The sequence below is a fragment of the Legionella nigrisilvae genome (genome assembly GCF_977063395.2).
Map to the genome: position 1 here is coordinate 1094209 of NZ_CDRUGZ020000027.1, position 16896 is coordinate 1111104.

Genomic DNA, 16896 nt, shown 5'->3' on the forward strand with positions numbered 1-16896 from the left:
TTAACCAGGTATTTTTATGGGGATCACAGAGAACATTTTATTTTGTTCAGAAAATAAAGCTAAATACTCCGCCATAGACTCCTGCAGTTTATTATCAACACTTGAATGGGCATTTAATTTATTAAGAATGAATTGAATTGCTGAATTGATCCAAACAACCCCCCCGAGTTCCTCAGTCATTAGTTTTTGATTATAATGCCAAAAATGAATGCAACAACTGGCTGCAAAAATCCAACAATACTGCTCTGCCAGCCGAAAAGCGGCCAAGCTGCGCGGATCGAATTGTTTTTGTTCTTGTAAGGCAATTACATGCCGATCCAATCGTTTGAGTTCAATACGAACTGCTTTAATTAATGAATCGATTTGCGGTGATTGTAATCGGAATAAACCAGCCAAAATATCGTCTTCAGTATGGGTAAAAAGACCTAAACCATCCATAGAGAATTCTGGACAAATACAGTCGAGATTAAAGATAGGTTCCAACCGTTGTGTCTGGCTTGAAGAAGAACTTCCTCTCATTCCGGCTTGTGGTAATAAACTACCTGCAATCACGGATAAATTAACCTGGCTACTTCCATCAAATAAACCGATCACTGGAACATCACGCCTGATTTTTTGAAACATGGCCCACTTTGTGGTACGCAAATAAGCACGAGCACCCATCACTGTACCGCATTGTTCGACGAGTTCTTCGGTTATTTTGGGAATAAGAAATTTAATGATGGCAGACCAAAACGATAATTTCTCAGGAATGATGGAGGAAGCCCGGGCGACTGCTAAAGCAGTACAATCAGCAATAAGTAACTGAGTAAATTGCTCTCCCAGACGTTGTTTTACAACAGGAATTTCATAGGCCGTTTTACCATATAATTGGCGTTGCTGAGTAAAAGAAAGTGCCAATCGCAAAGCGGTATCTGCAGCACCCACAGAAAAAGATGCACATAAAGTGCGGGAAACCTGTAAGGTTTTATAGATGATTTCTAATCCGCGTTTCTCATCCCCAACTAATGTCTCTGGAGGCAAAAAAACCTTATCCAAAGAAAAGCCACTGATGTCTAAACCTCTGACCCCAAGTGTAGGAAGTTTAGGCGTAGGTACAAACCCAGATTGAATTTTCGATTTGTCTATAAAAAAAACCGAGAAACCTAACGGCCCTCCTCGAGGATGGGTCCGACAAAGAAGGGTCACATTATGCCCTAAAGTAGCAAAATTAATACACCACTTTTTCCCGGATAATATCCATCCATTACTAGAAGAATGAGCAAATACTTCATTTGCCATAATATCAGAGCCATGCGCTTCTTCAGTTAAAGCGCAGGCAGTGATTTCCCCGCGTCGAAGAGAGGCAACTAAATTTTTTTTCTGGTCCTCACTTCCTGCGATCCAAAGAGGTAGCGCCCCCAAAAGTGGTAAGCCTAAGGCAATACCGGTGGTCACATCTCGTCTACAAATGGATTTTGCCAAAAAATATGCCACGTCTAGTGAAACAAACTGGCCTCCAAGACATTGCGGGATCAGATATTCCATATAACCCCATTGTTGGATCAATTTAATTTGTGACCAAGCAAGTTGTTCTTGCTCATCATAGTGCAAGCTTTCTTGAAAGTTGAGGGGTGTATCCTGTCGTTCAGGATTTCCCAAATAAGCCTCAAATGAATTAATTAATTGCAGTAAATCAAGGTAAGACATAATGGTCCTTACTAATTGCACATATGCTGTTTTCTTTACACCTCATCCTTCTTCCATGAATAAAACAAGGTTTTTTATCTTTCTTATGGCTAAGGCAGAGGAATTTTTAACCATTCTTCTTTCATCCCTTTGGGATAGGATGAAAGGCAAATGTCATACCCCACTCGTTCTATACAATAGAATGTCGTGCCATCGGCAAATCATCCAATTTACGATATACATACTCCAAATGTTGACTTAACCTTCCCCGTATTTGCTGAGGAGTAATAATTTCATCAATTAAACCTGAAACATAGGCATCCGCTAGGGATGGATCAAGATGCGACTTATCAGTAGGTTGATGTTTCGTCTCACTAGAGAACTGGCCATCCGTATTTTGCACCTTTTTCGTCGTCTCTTTACCCATTACGCCAAGAGTTGCAGTCTCCAATGCCAAAACAAGATCTCCTTGTTGAGATGCCGTTTGCATCATCAGAAATGCTGCAGCCCCATAACACTTACGCACAATTACACTCATTCTAGGCACCCGAGTTTGCATCGCAGCACATAATCTTGCGCCGTGTTGTAACAAACCTTTTTGTTCTTCGCGTTTACCAGGCATAAACCCAGGAACATCAATTAAGGTAAGCACTGGAATCCGATAGGCATCACATATCCGAATAAATTTAGCTGCTTTTTGCGCCGCATCTGAATCAATCGCACCACTAAATCGAATACTTTGATTCGCAACGATACCTACTACATAACCATGTACACGAACAAACGCACAAATCATTGCTTGTCCGTAGTTGCTTTTGTATTGTCGTACTTCCGAATTATCAACAATCGCCTGAATCAATTCGAGCATATTAAACGGTATTCTTGGATCAGCTGGAATATTGGGCAAAGTATGAATAGGTTCTTGCACTGAATGGATAGGGGGACATTCGCCACTATGCGATGGAAAAAGATTGAGCATCGTTTTAACATGATTGATTTGTGCACTGATACTGTCATCAACAAAATCCGCAATGCCTGTAGTACTCGCGTGCATTGCGGTACCACCTAATTCACTCATACTGACTTTTTCACCTATAGCTTGTTGAACCACCATGGGACTTGTTACCATCAGGTAACTGCGATGTTTGTTGAAAAAAAGCAGATCCATGAGTACCGCAGAATAAGCGGGTGCTCCAAGAGTTGGAGCAACAAGCACCGCAAATTGTGGAATCACCCCAGATAAGTTGATGTTACGGGCGATAATTTGTGTGTACTCATCACCACTTAATAAATTCTCTTCTAAAGAAATTCCAGGAGATGCTAAAAAAGCAATAATCGGAATACGTAAATCTTTAGCCCTATCCATAAGACGCAGAATTTTTTTTGCGCCTTGACTGGTAATATACCCTCGGTTAAATGAATTATCATGAGCATATATTGCAACAGGACGGTGGTTTACTTTTGCCAACCCTGTAATTACTTCAGCCCCAAATTGTAAGTGGGGTTGATTATTAGGAATATAATCTGCAAATAACGGAAGAAAACTATGCTCGTCGATAAGATTTTCTATCCATTTCATCGTGGTTTTACTGACAGACGATGAGGACATATAACGCTCAACCTTAAATTTTATTTATATAAAATATACACTTCGTAATTACATGGGTCAATTTTTCCTAAAAAACAGCTATAATTTAGCCAAATTTAATTTTGATGACCGCTGAACAAGGCGGCTAAGACATACTAAAAGGTAATTTTATGGAAATTTTGCATCCTAACATTCGTTTCGATATTACAGCCGCATCTCGAGTCCTTCCTGACGCCCCTCCTATTACTAATTTGGAGATTTTACAAAACTTTCCAAGAACAGCAGAGCATTCTTTAGCTTTTTTAGAGAAGTTTGCGGAAAAAATCGGTGAGGAGTTTGGTTTTTACTCCCGTTATTGGTGCCATAAACCTTGGGAGTCTTTAGATAAATCTCGAGAGTTGACTGCGGAATCATTAGCAACTGAAGCAGTAAAAAAATTGTTTGCGAATTATACTCTCCCCAAAATACATGCTTTTTTACTAGGATCGACTACCAATAAACGATTCACAGGCTCACAAGCTGCAGCCGTTTTGGGGGGATTAGAAATAGATGCTCCTGCTTATGATTTAAAAACTGGCTGTTCTACTTCCCTATCTACACTTCATCTTGCCTACGCCTTAATGGCTTTAGGATATCCTAATGTGATGGTTAGCTGTGCTGAAACATTATCTAAAGTAATCGATCCTGAAAATGAAAAAACATGGATAGGATTAGGTGATGGTGCCGCAGCCTTGGTAATAGAAAAAAAGGAAGCTGGTGCGTTCACTATTGAGAAAACCTTTTTTTCTACAGAAGGGAAATACGTAGAAGCATTTACCACTCAAGGTGTTTTTCCACCCACGGTAGAACAAATTGATACCATAGGCTATCACTTAATAGGTGATGAGTCGCTGATGAAAGAGCTCGCTTATGCTAAATACACGCAGATGCTTGCCCATTTATTACCCACGGAGGAAGATAAAAAAGCCATTACCTGGATTATTCCTCATCAAGTCAATCGCAAATTAATCACTGAATTACTCCAAGAAAATCAAATGATGGACAAAACCATTATCTGGGATTCCGATACGATTGGTAATATAGGTGGTGCCTCCATTCTGTATTCTTTGGCTAGAGCAATTGAAGAAAAAATTTTCGACCGATCGGGAAAAATACTTATGATGAGTGTTGGCGGTGGGCTCTCTTATGCGGGACAAGTTCTGCAATTCCATAAGTCATGAGGTCGTTGATGAATAAAGCGATTTACAACTGTGTATCACTAGTTGATGCAGTTCGATATAGAGCCCTTCACACTCCAGAAAAAATGAGTTGTACGTTTCTAAATAGAAATCTAGAAGAGCCAATGACTTTTGGTGAATTGGATGAGCGAGCAAGAGCCATTGCAGTACACCTACAACAACACGGGGCAAAGCCCGGAGACAGAATCTTGTTATTATTTTCTCCGGGGCTGCCTCTGATTCAGGCTTTTTTTGGATGTCTTTATGCAGGGTGTATTGCAGTACCTATTTATCCTCCTGCCCAAGCAAAACTAGTGGATAAGGCACATCGAATTATTCAGAATGCACAACCCGTTTTTGTAATTATGACGGCAGATCATTTGTTTAAATTTGCTAGCATAGATCAAAAAGGGACACCGCATCTGGATAAAGTTCCGTGTTTGGCTATAGACAATATGGAATCACAACTGAGCCCTTTTTGGCAGCCGCCTCTTATTCGCGAACACGATATCGCCTTTCTGCAATATACTTCAGGTTCAACGATGCATCCTAAAGGAGTCATGGTCACACATCGGAATTTGCTGGATAATATTCACAAAATATACACTGCATTTCAGCTAAATACAGAAACCATCTCGTTCAGCTGGCTCCCTCCTCATCATGATATGGGATTAATTGGTTATATTTTAACTCCTATTTATGCGGCGGTACCTGCCTATCTAATGTCCCCATTTTCTTTTTTACAAAATCCACTTTCCTGGTTACAAAACATTAGTAAATACAGAGCGACCATAAGTGGTAGCCCTAATTTCGCATACGATTATTGTGTCAAACGCATTAAGGAAGAAAAGAAACAAGGACTCGATTTAAGTTGCTGGCAAATTGCATCGAATGGCGCCGAACCCATTCGAAAAGAAACATTAGAACATTTTTATCATGCATTTAAAGATTATGGATTTCACAAAGAAGCCTTCTTTCCTTGTTATGGTTTAGCTGAAGCAACTTTATTAGTAACAGGAGCGACTCCCGGAACGCCTTATCGTGCTCTCGCTTTGTGTAAAAAACAGTACCAGGATCATCGTGTCCATTTTGCTCCCAAAGAAAGTTCCCAGAGCCACAGCTTAATCAGTTGCGGACGGTTTATGCAAACAGTAAAAATTGTAGATCCGGAAACACGTACTCTCTGCAACAATGACCAAATCGGTGAAATTTGGGTGCATAGTGCCAGTGTGGCGCAAGGGTACTGGCAACAGGATGAAGAAACTCAACATACATTTCATGGTAAAATTTTACATGATCCTACTAATCAATTGTATTTAAGAACAGGCGATTTAGGGTTTGTACGTGAAGGGGAATTATATGTGACAGGCCGCATTAAAGATTTGATTATCCTGTATGGTAAAAACCATTATCCACAAGACATAGAATATACCCTTCTCCATTCACAAGTGGATGTTTTTCTGGGTAAATGTGCTGCTTTTGTCATTCAAAGGGAACATGAATATGAACTTACTGTAATGTGTGAGGTAAAAAATCGTTGCATGTCATCTGAGGAACACGATGATTTATTCCATACCATTTTTGAACTCATTTATCAGACACACCAACTTGAAATTCATAATATTATTCTAATTCCTCTTAAAGCCATGCCGCATACAACCAGTGGAAAAGTTCGTCGAAACTTTTGTCGAAAACACTTATTAGATAAAACATTACCTATAATCGCTAGTTGGCGATTAAATAAGGTTGAGGATTAGCTCATGAAATTTCTCTCTCAGAACGCGCCGACTCGAATTGCATTAAGCTTCGAACATCAGCAGCTAAGTTTTGCTGAACTTGACACAGCCATCCAACATATGTCGTTACAGCTGGAAAAATTACCTCAAGGAATATTGGTTTTACATGCAATACCTCAGCCTTCATTTGTAATTCAGCTGTTAGCAGCTTTTAACCTTGGAAAACCAGTAGCACTGTTTGCTCCCCAAGAGTCAGGAGAGGAAAAACAGCAAATTTTAGGCACTCACATGATGGTTGATGAAGAAGGAACGCTTCTAGAAATTCATGAAAATAATCACATCAAACATCATCCGGAGCTCGCTTTAATTCTCTTTACCTCGGGAAGTACTGGTCAAATGAAAGCGGTGCAACTTTCACTAAAAAATATTACTGCAAATTGTAAGGCAGTGATTAATGCGCTTGAATTTTCAAGAGTAGAGGATCAATTATTATTTTTACCTTTGTCATACTCTTTTGGCTTACTGGGCCAATTGCTTCCTGGATTAATCGCTGGAATAAAGACCCAATTAATTAACCAATTTACGGAAATTAAAACGTTATTAGAAACATCCACTGTTCCTCAAATGTGGAGCGGCGTTCCCTCTCATTGGGTTGCGATTCACAAAATGGCGGCACTGTTCCCGGAAAGCGCAGCAAAAATAAAAAAGATCGTCTCCGCTGGAGCTCCCTTGAACATTACGTTGCGTCAAAGTTTGATCCAAACCTTTCCTAAAGCGACAATTTATAATAATTATGGTTTAACTGAAGCGGCTCCTCGCGTATTAGCTTATTCCAGCAAAGATCCGTTATTTCTTGAAGACTTTGCTGGTTATCCGGTAGGCGATTGGCAAATCCGTTTGTCAGAAGATAATGAATTACTCATTAAAGGAAGCCAACTTATGTTAGGCTATCTGGGAGAAGAAAAACCCTCCCGGATCCAGGACGGTTGGTTTTTTACTGGAGATTTAGCAGAGAAATTAGCCTCCGGGTTAGTAGCAATCAAAGGACGCTTGGATCATATCGTCAATATAGCTGGTGAAAAAGTTAATTTAATTGATATAGAACATAAAATTTGCCAAATTAAAGGAATTAAGGAAGTCATTGTCGTCCCTTTAGAGGATGAGTTATATGGCCTCCGTTTAGTTGCATGTCTAGAACAAGATAACTTCAGCGCCACTACAACAGAACAAATGCTCTCCGAACAAATAAAACAACATTTTTTACCTAGAAAACTTCCAATTACGGTGCACTTATTAAAAAAATTGCCCCGTAACCCAAATGGGAAGCTTGATAGAAAAACCCTACTTTTAAGTCAGAAGGAAAAAATCCATGCTCACTGAACGAATTCGCAATACATTAGCGAAAATTGGCCTTAGTAATCTACCTCAAGATTCATCTGCTCCCCTAGAACATGGAGGCTTAGATAGCCTAATGTTAGCCTTAGTCATCATCGAGTTGGAACGAGAATTTCAAATTAAAATTCCAGTTATTCCCTTAATCAAAGAACATTATGAATCGATTGATAGTATAGAAAAATATCTAATCGAGCTGGGGGCAAAATGAATATTTTGATTACAGGCGGCTCTTCGGATATCGCACAAGCTATAGCCAAACGACGACTGCAGTTAGGTGATCAGATCATCATCACCTGTTCAAGTAAGGAAAGTCTGAACAACACATTAGAGCATTACAAACAACAGGACATGCAGGTCAGCGGTGTAGTATATAATTTTTCCAATCCGGAGGAAAGTAAAGAAGATCTGCATAATATATTGCAGGAACCTTTAGATGGAATCATTCTTAATGCATTTACGCGTGTGAGTCAGTTACGTAAATTACATGCATTATCTTATCCTGCATTACGAACCTACATCAATGATAATTTGCATGGTAATATTTGGTTGATTCATCAGTTATTACCCGCTTTACTAGCCAATAAATTCGGACGATTGATTCTAATTTCCAGTCTTTCTGCAATTACTGGAACTAGTCGTTATGGGGCTTATTGTGCGACCAAAGCAGCCCTTGAAGGATTGTTTTTAAATCTTGCCGTAGATTACAGTGCCAATAATATTTTATCCAATATTGTACGGGTGGGTTTGATTAAGACCTCAAGAACCGAGCAATTCTGGAAAAGACCTGCCTATCAAGAAAAAATGGCGCAAATTATTCCTCAAGGCATGATGGGGGAAACAACGCAAGTCGCGGAAGCCCTGGATCCTTTATTATCTAAAACCTCATTTATGACGGGATCTGTGATCACTGTAAGCGGTGGTTTACCTCTAATGCGTTCCGAGGGAATATTATCATCATGAATTTATATCTATTCCACAGCGAGAGGCTACCATGAATTTATTACGCGCCGAACAAAACATATATCTTAAAGGTCCCTTTATTGCATTGCCCGAAAAGGTTATGAGCAATCAAGAAGTGCTTAATTGGATGAATAGCACGCAAAGTCCAACCCTGGTTAGTTTCTCGACAGGAATTAGAAATAGACGCTGGGCTAATGAAGATCAGGCATGTAGTGATTTGGCAATCCTTGCAGCAGAACAATTATTCGCTGCAAAACCTGCAGAGAAAAATAAAATCAACCAAATTATTTTGGCCACTATATCTGGAGATTATCTTGCACCGCCAACCAGCCCTCTAGTGCAACACCGACTTGGATTGAAAAATACCGGTGCTTTCGATATAGGAGCCGCCTGTGCGGGCTTTGTTGTTGGTTTGCATACAAGCGCTGCTATTACTCAGGCAACCAAGGGGTCCATTTTATTAATCGCCAGTGAAATTCGCTCTAAGTTTTTAAATAAAAATAATTTCGCTACAAGCGTTCTTTTTGGCGATGGCGCAGCTGCTTGTGTAGTATCTACCGATGAGGAACATGCAGAGTTTCGTTATCTTGCTTCTGCTTTATTTGCTGATGGAGAAGTCAGTGATACGGTATCCACACCTGCCGGAGGTTCACGGTTACCCGCAGCAAATTGTACCAATCCCGAATTGTTTTACATCACAATTAAAGAAAATACCGCACTATTTGTTAAAGCGGTACATGGAATGGTTGATGGAGCCGAAGAATTCTTGAAGTCATTAAACCTAACTAGCGCGGATATTCAATGGTTGGTTCCACACCAAGGCAATAAAAATTTAGTTTTATCTGTTGCCAAACAATTAGGCTTTCCTGAGGAACGCATCATCAAAACGGTAGAAGAAACGGGTAATACTTCGGGTTCAAGTGTAGGTATTGCTCTGAATTATCTTCGCGAACAAGCACCCATTAAAGCAAAAGACAAAGTATTACTCGTTGCAGCAGGTGGCGGTGGGATTGCAGCGTGTGCTCTTTTAGAAGTCATCTAAGGTGGCGGGCATTCTGCTTCGCCTCCTCCGGCTCCCATTTAAAAACTTACCTGCGAGTCAAACCAAAATTCAGCCAGAGGTGTTCCTTGATAGTGCGCCAAATGGAAATTAAAAAACTCCTTTGCCGCATTATTTTTCTTGGTATGTACCAAGCAAAGTAAATAAGTCTGCGCAATAATTTCTGACTGGGCATCACTGCCACCGATTTCTGTGCGTCTGGAGATGCAGGGAGTCATCCAATCATAAGCCAATTTGAAATCATTATTCACAAACGCATGAATTCCTTTACTTAAAGGCAAAATAACAGAAAGCCAAAGCGATTGGTTATAGCCTTGAGGCAAGGCTTTAGCATAATTTTCAATTGATACCATAGATCTCTGAACCGCATCTTCCTGACCCAAGCGTGCAAGACAATATACATAATGAACCGTATTAAAACCGGTGTAGTGAGTAAAAGGGTTGTTATCCAAATAATTAGCCACGATCTTAAACTGATCGAGTTGCGGCAATCCTGCCATATCGAGCCGCCATAATAGTGAAATAGCATCTATTTGCTCGGTAATGATGTCGGGAGAAGTACCAAAAATAACAGGATATAAGTCCATCACCTTATCTACTTGTCGTAACGCCAGATAAAATAAAGCCAAATGCCAACTGTTATGTCCACGAAGAAGAGTTGAAATCTGCTCCCAGCTCTCTCGAAATGTTTCTAAAGAGGCTATACCTTTTGCACTATTTTTTGTGTTGAGATAGATATGACCCAAAGTATGGTGTGCCCATGGGGTAAGCGGTTGGAGAGTCAAAGCCTGCTCCGCAAGACGTTGCGCGTCTGTTAAGTGACCTGATAATTCGGCTGCAAAAGAATGCATCGCTAAAAAGTGGGATTCATCCTGATTATGAGTAGCTATTTGTTCACAGAATTTCAAATAGTGATGGGCATTGTACGCTTGTCCTGAACAATAAAATAACCATTCAGCAAACTTCGCGGCTAAAGTATCGCGCGGATATAAAGCAGTTAATGCCGCGAATATAGTTATAGCTGTTTCATACTCTAAATTCATCCAGGCTTTAACTGCTTGATAGGTTAATTTTTCTCTTAAACTAACCGAAGACAATAATTTTTCAGCATGCTCTAAATGCTTTTTTGCTAAAGCAGTTGCGGGATCAGTTTGGCCATAAAGATAAAATGCAGCCGTATAAACTTGGAGAAGCAAATTATCCGGATTAGTTTTGACCGCCTCTAAAATAAAATGTGGTTCCTTTCCTGCTCCCAAGACTTGTTGATGGAAGTGATTGATGCTTTCTATAACCTGCAATGACTGAGTCGTTACGGATAATCCACGATTTGTTTCCATGTTATTCCTGGCGAAACTACACCTTCATCTTTTTAGTATATATCTCTTTAAGGAAATTAGATCACGCTTGCTTTATTGCGTTCATTAAAGTCATCAGATAATCTATCTCACTATATTCAGAATGGAAGAACTATGAAAAGTCAAAAAGAATTATTCGAATTTCTATGTCCACTAATTGATATTCAAATTAAAAAATACGTTGCTTTACCAAAAATAGGAATAGGCCCCGATGCTCGTCTTAATGGACAACTTGTTTTTCAAGAAGTAAATGAGCTGCTTAATTTTGCGGGGCAACTTATGGATGAAATGGAACACGCAAGTAAAGATAAACCTATTTCTTCCGAATTATTTTCCTCAATATTTGAGCAAGTTAAATTTTATCTTGAACAAGAGCATCTGCGAGGATATGCAGGCTGGCTCCTCGATGAAAACAATATTCATACGCCCTTGATGGGACGAGTCAATGAGCAAATCAAACAATTAAAAAAGATCGCTGGCTCAGCAAACATTCCCTATTCTACTTCCTCAAAACCAGTAACAGAAATACAAAAACAAACTGAATATGATAGTGTTGCAATTGCTTTTTACATTCTGGACCTTGCTATAAAATTAGTTACAGATCCTTCTATAGAATTGGAAGAAAAAAGTCTACAACATGCCCTTCCAATCTTAAAACGTAATGCGCTTACACGATACAGCAAAGAGGAATTTGCGAAACCCATTCGTGAGCTACATCAAAAATGTAGTGAGTTTTTAGAAGACTCAGAATCTCAAAAAAGCAATACTCTGCTCGATAAAGTAGATGCTGCGATTTATGAAAAACAACACAAAGAGCAATTGCATAACTTACTTGACCGCTATAAAAAAATTGAACCCAATTCTATATTATTCTCCCCCGAGCATGAGTGGTATAAAATTGGTAAGACATCGGGAGAAAAAGCACCGTCAAAATCAGGATCCCCAACCCAAAATCTTTCTTTTTTTAAAGGAGCAGCTTTTGTAGGAATGGTGGCCGTTTGCATGCTACTCGTCTATTTTATGAAGCAGAGTGAGGAAAACACCTTAGGTGCAATTCTAAAGCCCTAAATGATACACCTGGGTGAAGGCATCGCCATAACCCGGGTATCAATAGTGACGACGTATTATAATTTGGAGTAACCTAACCTAGTTCGGAATGCTACTCACCAAAAGGTTACGCCTGAGTAAAATCGAATAAATCTTTATAGGTATGAAAATTCATTGCATCTTCTTCAGTCACTGCTAAATTATATTCTTCGCTAAGAATGGCCAGTAACTCTACTATTTTCAATGAGTCTAAATGTAAATCTTCTATTAATGCAGTATCGTCATGAATTTCTTCTGCTTTAGCCCCTGAAAGCTTGGCTATAATATTTTTTAATTCGTTCTCAGTAATTTTCATAAACAACCTCTCTTAATGTTCTTGGGAGGCCAGATAATACCACGAAGCGAAAGAACCTAATCCTAAGATAAGTAAAATTATCGCTAATGAGAATTGGCCATACCATTCACCTAAAGCGATTAGGCCGCTAGACAATGCAGAACTTAAGTCTTGCATGCATGCATATAAAGCACCCACAGTTCCCGCCATATGAGGGAATGGATGGAACGCTCCAGCAAATGCATTGATAAAAGTAAATCCCATTCCTATGCTAAACAAAGACACAGGAATCATAATGGAAAGTACGTTCTCCAATCCTATAAGGGACAAACATAACATGGTAGAACCGCCTAATATCATAAAGATAATTCCGATACATACCATATAGGAGACCCCTTTTTTCATCACCATTTGACTATTAATTATTCCGCTCACACAAATTGCGCCGGCAATAAATATTGTCAATTGACCAAACTCTACAGGGCTAAGTCCTAAGGTATCCTGGAATAGGAAAGGAGCGATCGCGAGATAACCAATTAAACCGGCAGAAGCAAGACAAGCACACAATGCATAACCTAAAAAAACTTTCGATTTTAATAAAGTAAAATAATTGTCGCGCATTACTCTTAATTTAGTTGCATCCGGATTAAGATTTTTATTTGTTTCGGGAAGAGTACATAAAGCTATAATCCATATAATAACACCGAATACTAACAAAAATAAAAAATTAATACGCCATCCAAAATGTTCCTGGATATAGCCTCCAAGAACCGGAGAAGCAACCATAATAAAAACACTTACAATACCCACATAAGAACCAATTTTAGATAAGACTCTATCAGTAAAGAGATCACGGACTAAAGAACGGCCTACTGAACCACAACACCCAATACCAAATCCCTGAATAAAACGACCAATAATTAAGACCAAAACTGAAGGTGCAAGAAAACAAATTAAACTGCCTAAAATACTGAGACCTACTCCAAACATAAGCGGTGGTTTACGACCAATTTTGTCGGATAAAGGACCATAAAATACATGGGAAATGCTCAAGCCAAGCATAAAAAGAGATAACGTTAATTGTATGGATGCTTCATTACTGTTAAATATCTTGGTAATTGCGGGTAATGAGGGAATATACTGATCCGTTGTCATTTGCATCAGTATCATAAGCATTAATACAACAAAAACCAGTAATGGGTGTAACGAAACCGGCTGAACATCATTTTCTTTGTGCATCAAAAAACCCTTTTACCTTCTTAATTAATGACACCTACGCCAATGAAGCTCATAGTATAACAAATCACACCAGGCATAGTCCCAAAATAATCAAGCAAGAAACAAAACCAATGAACCAGATGGCTGATCTTAACGAAGCCATATCCATTAAATAAAAATAACAATAAATAAAACGGGAGATAATATAAATAATCGCCAAAATTTGAATTGTTGTGCCGATATGATTAGTCGCCATTGCGGTTAATGCAGCAGTAGCAAATACGAGTAATGATTCAAAACTATTTTGATGAGCAGCAACAGCTCGTGCTCCCATCCCTTGTAATCTTGCTTGTTGAGCCCTTGGATAATGATTATCGTATTTCCCTTCTTTTTGCATGAAATTAGCAACCACAATCTTGAGAAGATAAGGCAATAATATTGCAATGAACAAGCAAAGAATTAAAGTAGTCATAATGTTGTATTCCCTAACAATAATTGTTTCACATTAAAATAAAAAAATTGTATTTCGGTATAGCGAAACAAAAACCGAAGCGAACTTTTAGTGTTATTTCTAGTGATTAATAAAAAACGAACCATAATAACGAGAATATTAACCCAGTACAATGACCCAAGTTTCTCTATTCGATATGGAAAATAGTACTTTCTACCAATTAATTTCTTCTGTTATGATAATTTATAAAGTAGGTATCTTTAAAGGATTAGTACTATGGTTCAAGATGAGTCCAAAAAAAAATCCAAAGGACATATTGTTTTATCCTCACATCCATCCGGACATACTGCTGCACCATTAAGAATAAAATGGGGCGCGGAAAATCCGAAAGAACGTGGTCCGGTAATAGCCTCCCTCACTAATATAAAAAATCGCAATGCAGTGGGTACTCATTCTGGCTCATATTCAGTTTATCGAGCGCTGGCTGTTGCTGCTGGAGTATTAGACCCTGAGCATGTTCCCGATCTTACTGATACCACACCTCCGGTTGATATAGGTCCTCATCCTCAATGGAGTGATACTCAGAAAATCGTCTCACTTGATCCCTGGGGGCATCTTGTAGCTAGTGTTTTCGCAGAAGAAATTCAGGCAGGATATGACATTCGGCCTACAATAGCCGTGACCAAAGCTCATATTAATATTCCAGAATTGCATACAGCCATTCAAAAAGGTCGGCTTAAACCGGATGGAAAAATATTAAAAGAATCTGGAGATGTAGCCGTAACTAAAGTCGCGCTAGAACCCGTGTGGTATTTACCCGGAATCGCGGAACGCTTTGGGGTTTCAGAATCACTTTTGCGTCGTACTCTATTTGAGCAAACAGCTGGGATGTTTCCTGAGTTGGTAACACGTTCTGATTATGATGTTTTTTTACCTCCAATAGGTGGTATGACTGCCTATTTTTTTGGTGATGTAACCACCATCCACGATCCCAAAATTGAGCTTACATGTCGTATTCATGATGAATGCAATGGTTCTGATGTATTTGGATCGGATATTTGCACCTGTAGGCCATATTTAGTACATGGAATCGAACTGTCTATTGAATCCGCACAAAAGGGAGGAGGCGGTTTGATTGTTTATAACCGAAAAGAAGGAAGAGCACTCGGTGAAGTAACCAAGTTTTTAGTTTATAACGCCCGCAAGAGACAGAAAGGTGGCGATACAGCTGCAAAATACTTTGAAAGAACAGAATGTGTTGCGGGAGTTCAAGACATGCGTTTTCAAGAATTAATGTCTGATATTTTGCATTGGCTAGGGATTACCAAGATCCACCGTTTCGTTTCCATGTCCAATATGAAATATGATGCATTACTTAAATCGGGAATTCAGGTAGTAGAACGGGTATCGATTCCCGATGAGCTCATTCCCCTTGATGCACAAGTAGAAATGAATGCTAAACGTGCAGCGGGTTACTATTCACCCGATCGAATTGTGGACATAAATGAATTAGCAAGAACTAAAGGACGTGACCTTAATGAGTAATGTACATGAAACTGCCCAAGTAATAGCTACGTTAAAGGATCCACGTACTATACGTGTGCGCTCACAAGCTATTTTGGATCGCGTAAAGCAAGATAAATCAGTTTATTTTGTTTTAGATCCTGAAAAAATGACCAGCACAGCCTCCTTTGTTATTGAAGTAATTCAAGATAATTATCCAAATCTTGATATTCCTTATCACAGTCGTTGGCGTCATTTTGAAGCTGGTGGGATTGATCGAATAAAAAAAATGCAGGAACACATGAATATCCTTCCTGCAGAACAACAAGGAAAAATTCTTTATGAACTGGTTATCATCAGTGTATTTTTAGATGCTGGTGCCGGTCAACATTGGCGCTTCAAGGAGCCTGGGACAGGTATAGAATATTCACGATCTGAAGGCTTAGCCTTAGCCAGCTTATCTCTTTACCAAGAGGGTGTTTTTAGTGCCATCCCAACTGAACCGTTGAGAATAGATGCAGAGCGGTTATTGGCTTTTGGTGAAGAGGCACTCCGGCATGGATTTCAAGTGACTCCCGACAATCCTCTTGAAGGTCTTACCGGAAGAGTTGCTCTTCTCAATCGACTGGGCAGGTTAATCCAACACGATCAATATCATTTTGGAAAAGAAAACCGCTTGGGTGATTTTTATACTTATATAAGCTCCTTGGCAGTAAATAACAAAGTTACAGCCACGCAAATTTTTCAGGAAGTACTCAATACATTCAACGAAATATGGCCGGCCAGACTTTCATTTGAGGGAATACCCCTTGGAGACGTCTGGGAATATAATCCTCTAAAAACAAATGAACCTGGATCGGGTTATATTCCATTTCATAAATTATCTCAGTGGCTTACTTATTCCTTAATTGAACCCTTAGAACAAGCAGGAATTACAGTAACTCATCTGGAAGAGCTCACAGGTTTACCAGAATATCGAAATGGTGGATTGCTTATAGATTGTAGTGTACTGCAATTTAAAAACCAAGAAATTCTAAAAAATGCACTGCCCCCTGATTCAGAAATAATTGTGGAGTGGCGTGCATTAACGGTTTCACTTTTAGATGAATTAGCTGCTTTAATCAGAAAAAAATTGCAAAAGAGTGCGCACGAGCTGCCCTTGGCTAAAATTTTGCAAGGAGGAACTTGGGAAGCCGGACGGCGGATTGCGAAACAAAAACGACCCCAAGGTACCCCCCCTATTCAAATCATTAGTGACGGTACCGTATTTTAAATTTAAGACCGTTTCTAGCTTGGCTAAGTAGCCTGGTTAAGGACAACGTCGTAAACGGGATTTCTAACACCATGTTTCCCGCTTTCCGCTT

Annotated in this window: 15 protein-coding genes; 9 read left to right on the plus strand and 6 right to left on the minus strand. The window is 39.3% G+C overall.

What is annotated here, in order from left to right; all coding sequences use genetic code 11:
• Together ACWTE2_RS22160 and ACWTE2_RS22165 are read right to left on the minus strand one after the other, a co-directional pair.
• Entirely contained in the window at positions 1-1692 is a 1692-nt protein-coding gene (locus ACWTE2_RS22160) for an acyl-CoA dehydrogenase family protein (RefSeq protein WP_454784443.1), read from the minus strand.
• A 166-nt stretch (positions 1693-1858) separates the two neighbouring features.
• Complete coding sequence (locus ACWTE2_RS22165; protein WP_454784394.1) at positions 1859-3277, minus strand: acyl-CoA carboxylase subunit beta; 1419 nt, start codon at positions 3275-3277, stop codon at positions 1859-1861.
• Positions 3278-3426: 149 nt separating this feature from the next.
• Between ACWTE2_RS22165 and ACWTE2_RS22170 the strand changes: the two genes are divergently transcribed.
• Genes ACWTE2_RS22170 through ACWTE2_RS22195 form a run of 6 tightly spaced genes read left to right on the plus strand, consistent with a single transcriptional unit; the run spans position 3427 to position 9606 of the window.
• Positions 3427-4476 carry a 3-oxoacyl-ACP synthase III family protein gene (locus ACWTE2_RS22170; RefSeq protein WP_454784395.1) on the plus strand — a complete coding sequence of 350 codons (1050 nt, stop codon included), beginning with the start codon at positions 3427-3429 and terminating at the stop codon, positions 4474-4476.
• Between the two features lie 8 nt (positions 4477-4484).
• Positions 4485-6230 carry a fatty acyl-AMP ligase gene (locus ACWTE2_RS22175; protein ID WP_454784396.1) on the plus strand — a complete coding sequence of 582 codons (1746 nt, stop codon included), beginning with the start codon at positions 4485-4487 and terminating at the stop codon, positions 6228-6230.
• A 3-nt stretch (positions 6231-6233) separates the two neighbouring features.
• On the plus strand, positions 6234-7589 hold the full coding sequence (locus ACWTE2_RS22180) for a class I adenylate-forming enzyme family protein (RefSeq protein ID WP_454784397.1): 1356 nt from the start codon (positions 6234-6236) through the stop codon (positions 7587-7589).
• Positions 7579-7812: an acyl carrier protein gene (locus ACWTE2_RS22185; RefSeq protein ID WP_182391387.1), complete on the plus strand. Its 234-nt coding sequence runs from the start codon at positions 7579-7581 to the stop codon at positions 7810-7812. The genes ACWTE2_RS22180 and ACWTE2_RS22185 overlap by 11 nt, the downstream gene beginning before the upstream one ends.
• On the plus strand, positions 7809-8564 hold the full coding sequence (locus tag ACWTE2_RS22190; RefSeq protein WP_454784398.1) for an SDR family NAD(P)-dependent oxidoreductase: 756 nt from the start codon (positions 7809-7811) through the stop codon (positions 8562-8564). Before ACWTE2_RS22185 ends, ACWTE2_RS22190 begins: the two co-directional genes overlap by 4 nt.
• Positions 8565-8595: 31 nt before the next feature.
• Positions 8596-9606 (plus strand): 3-oxoacyl-ACP synthase III family protein, encoded by a 1011-nt coding sequence (locus ACWTE2_RS22195; RefSeq protein WP_454784399.1) that lies wholly within the window; start codon positions 8596-8598, stop codon positions 9604-9606.
• Between the two features lie 38 nt (positions 9607-9644).
• Here ACWTE2_RS22195 and ACWTE2_RS22200 read toward each other — a convergent pair whose 3' ends face one another.
• On the minus strand, positions 9645-10961 hold the full coding sequence (locus ACWTE2_RS22200) for a tetratricopeptide repeat protein (RefSeq protein WP_454784400.1): 1317 nt from the start codon (positions 10959-10961) through the stop codon (positions 9645-9647).
• Positions 10962-11093: 132 nt separating this feature from the next.
• On the opposite strand from ACWTE2_RS22200, the gene ACWTE2_RS22205 reads away from it, so the two are divergent.
• On the plus strand, positions 11094-12047 hold the full coding sequence (locus ACWTE2_RS22205) for a hypothetical protein (RefSeq protein WP_454784401.1): 954 nt from the start codon (positions 11094-11096) through the stop codon (positions 12045-12047).
• 106 nt (positions 12048-12153) lie between these two features.
• Here ACWTE2_RS22205 and ACWTE2_RS22210 read toward each other — a convergent pair whose 3' ends face one another.
• The 3 genes from ACWTE2_RS22210 to ACWTE2_RS22220 all read right to left on the minus strand — a co-directional run bounded on the left by ACWTE2_RS22210 (position 12154) and on the right by ACWTE2_RS22220 (position 14050).
• On the minus strand, positions 12154-12381 hold the full coding sequence (locus tag ACWTE2_RS22210; RefSeq protein ID WP_454784402.1) for an acyl carrier protein: 228 nt from the start codon (positions 12379-12381) through the stop codon (positions 12154-12156).
• A gap of 12 nt (positions 12382-12393) precedes the next feature.
• Positions 12394-13599, minus strand: a complete 1206-nt coding sequence (locus tag ACWTE2_RS22215; RefSeq protein ID WP_454784403.1) for a multidrug effflux MFS transporter — start codon at positions 13597-13599, stop codon at positions 12394-12396.
• 64 nt (positions 13600-13663) lie between these two features.
• A complete protein-coding gene (locus ACWTE2_RS22220; RefSeq protein ID WP_454784404.1) occupies positions 13664-14050 on the minus strand; it encodes an MAPEG family protein in 387 nt (128 codons plus the stop codon).
• A gap of 255 nt (positions 14051-14305) precedes the next feature.
• Between ACWTE2_RS22220 and ACWTE2_RS22225 the strand changes: the two genes are divergently transcribed.
• Both ACWTE2_RS22225 and ACWTE2_RS22230 read left to right on the plus strand, forming a co-directional pair.
• Positions 14306-15574, plus strand: coding sequence for a GTP cyclohydrolase II (locus tag ACWTE2_RS22225; RefSeq protein ID WP_182391395.1), 1269 nt, complete (start codon positions 14306-14308; stop codon positions 15572-15574).
• Positions 15567-16805, plus strand: coding sequence for a URC4/urg3 family protein (locus tag ACWTE2_RS22230; RefSeq protein ID WP_454784405.1), 1239 nt, complete (start codon positions 15567-15569; stop codon positions 16803-16805). The genes ACWTE2_RS22225 and ACWTE2_RS22230 overlap by 8 nt, the downstream gene beginning before the upstream one ends.
• The last annotated feature ends 91 nt before the right edge of the window (positions 16806-16896 follow it).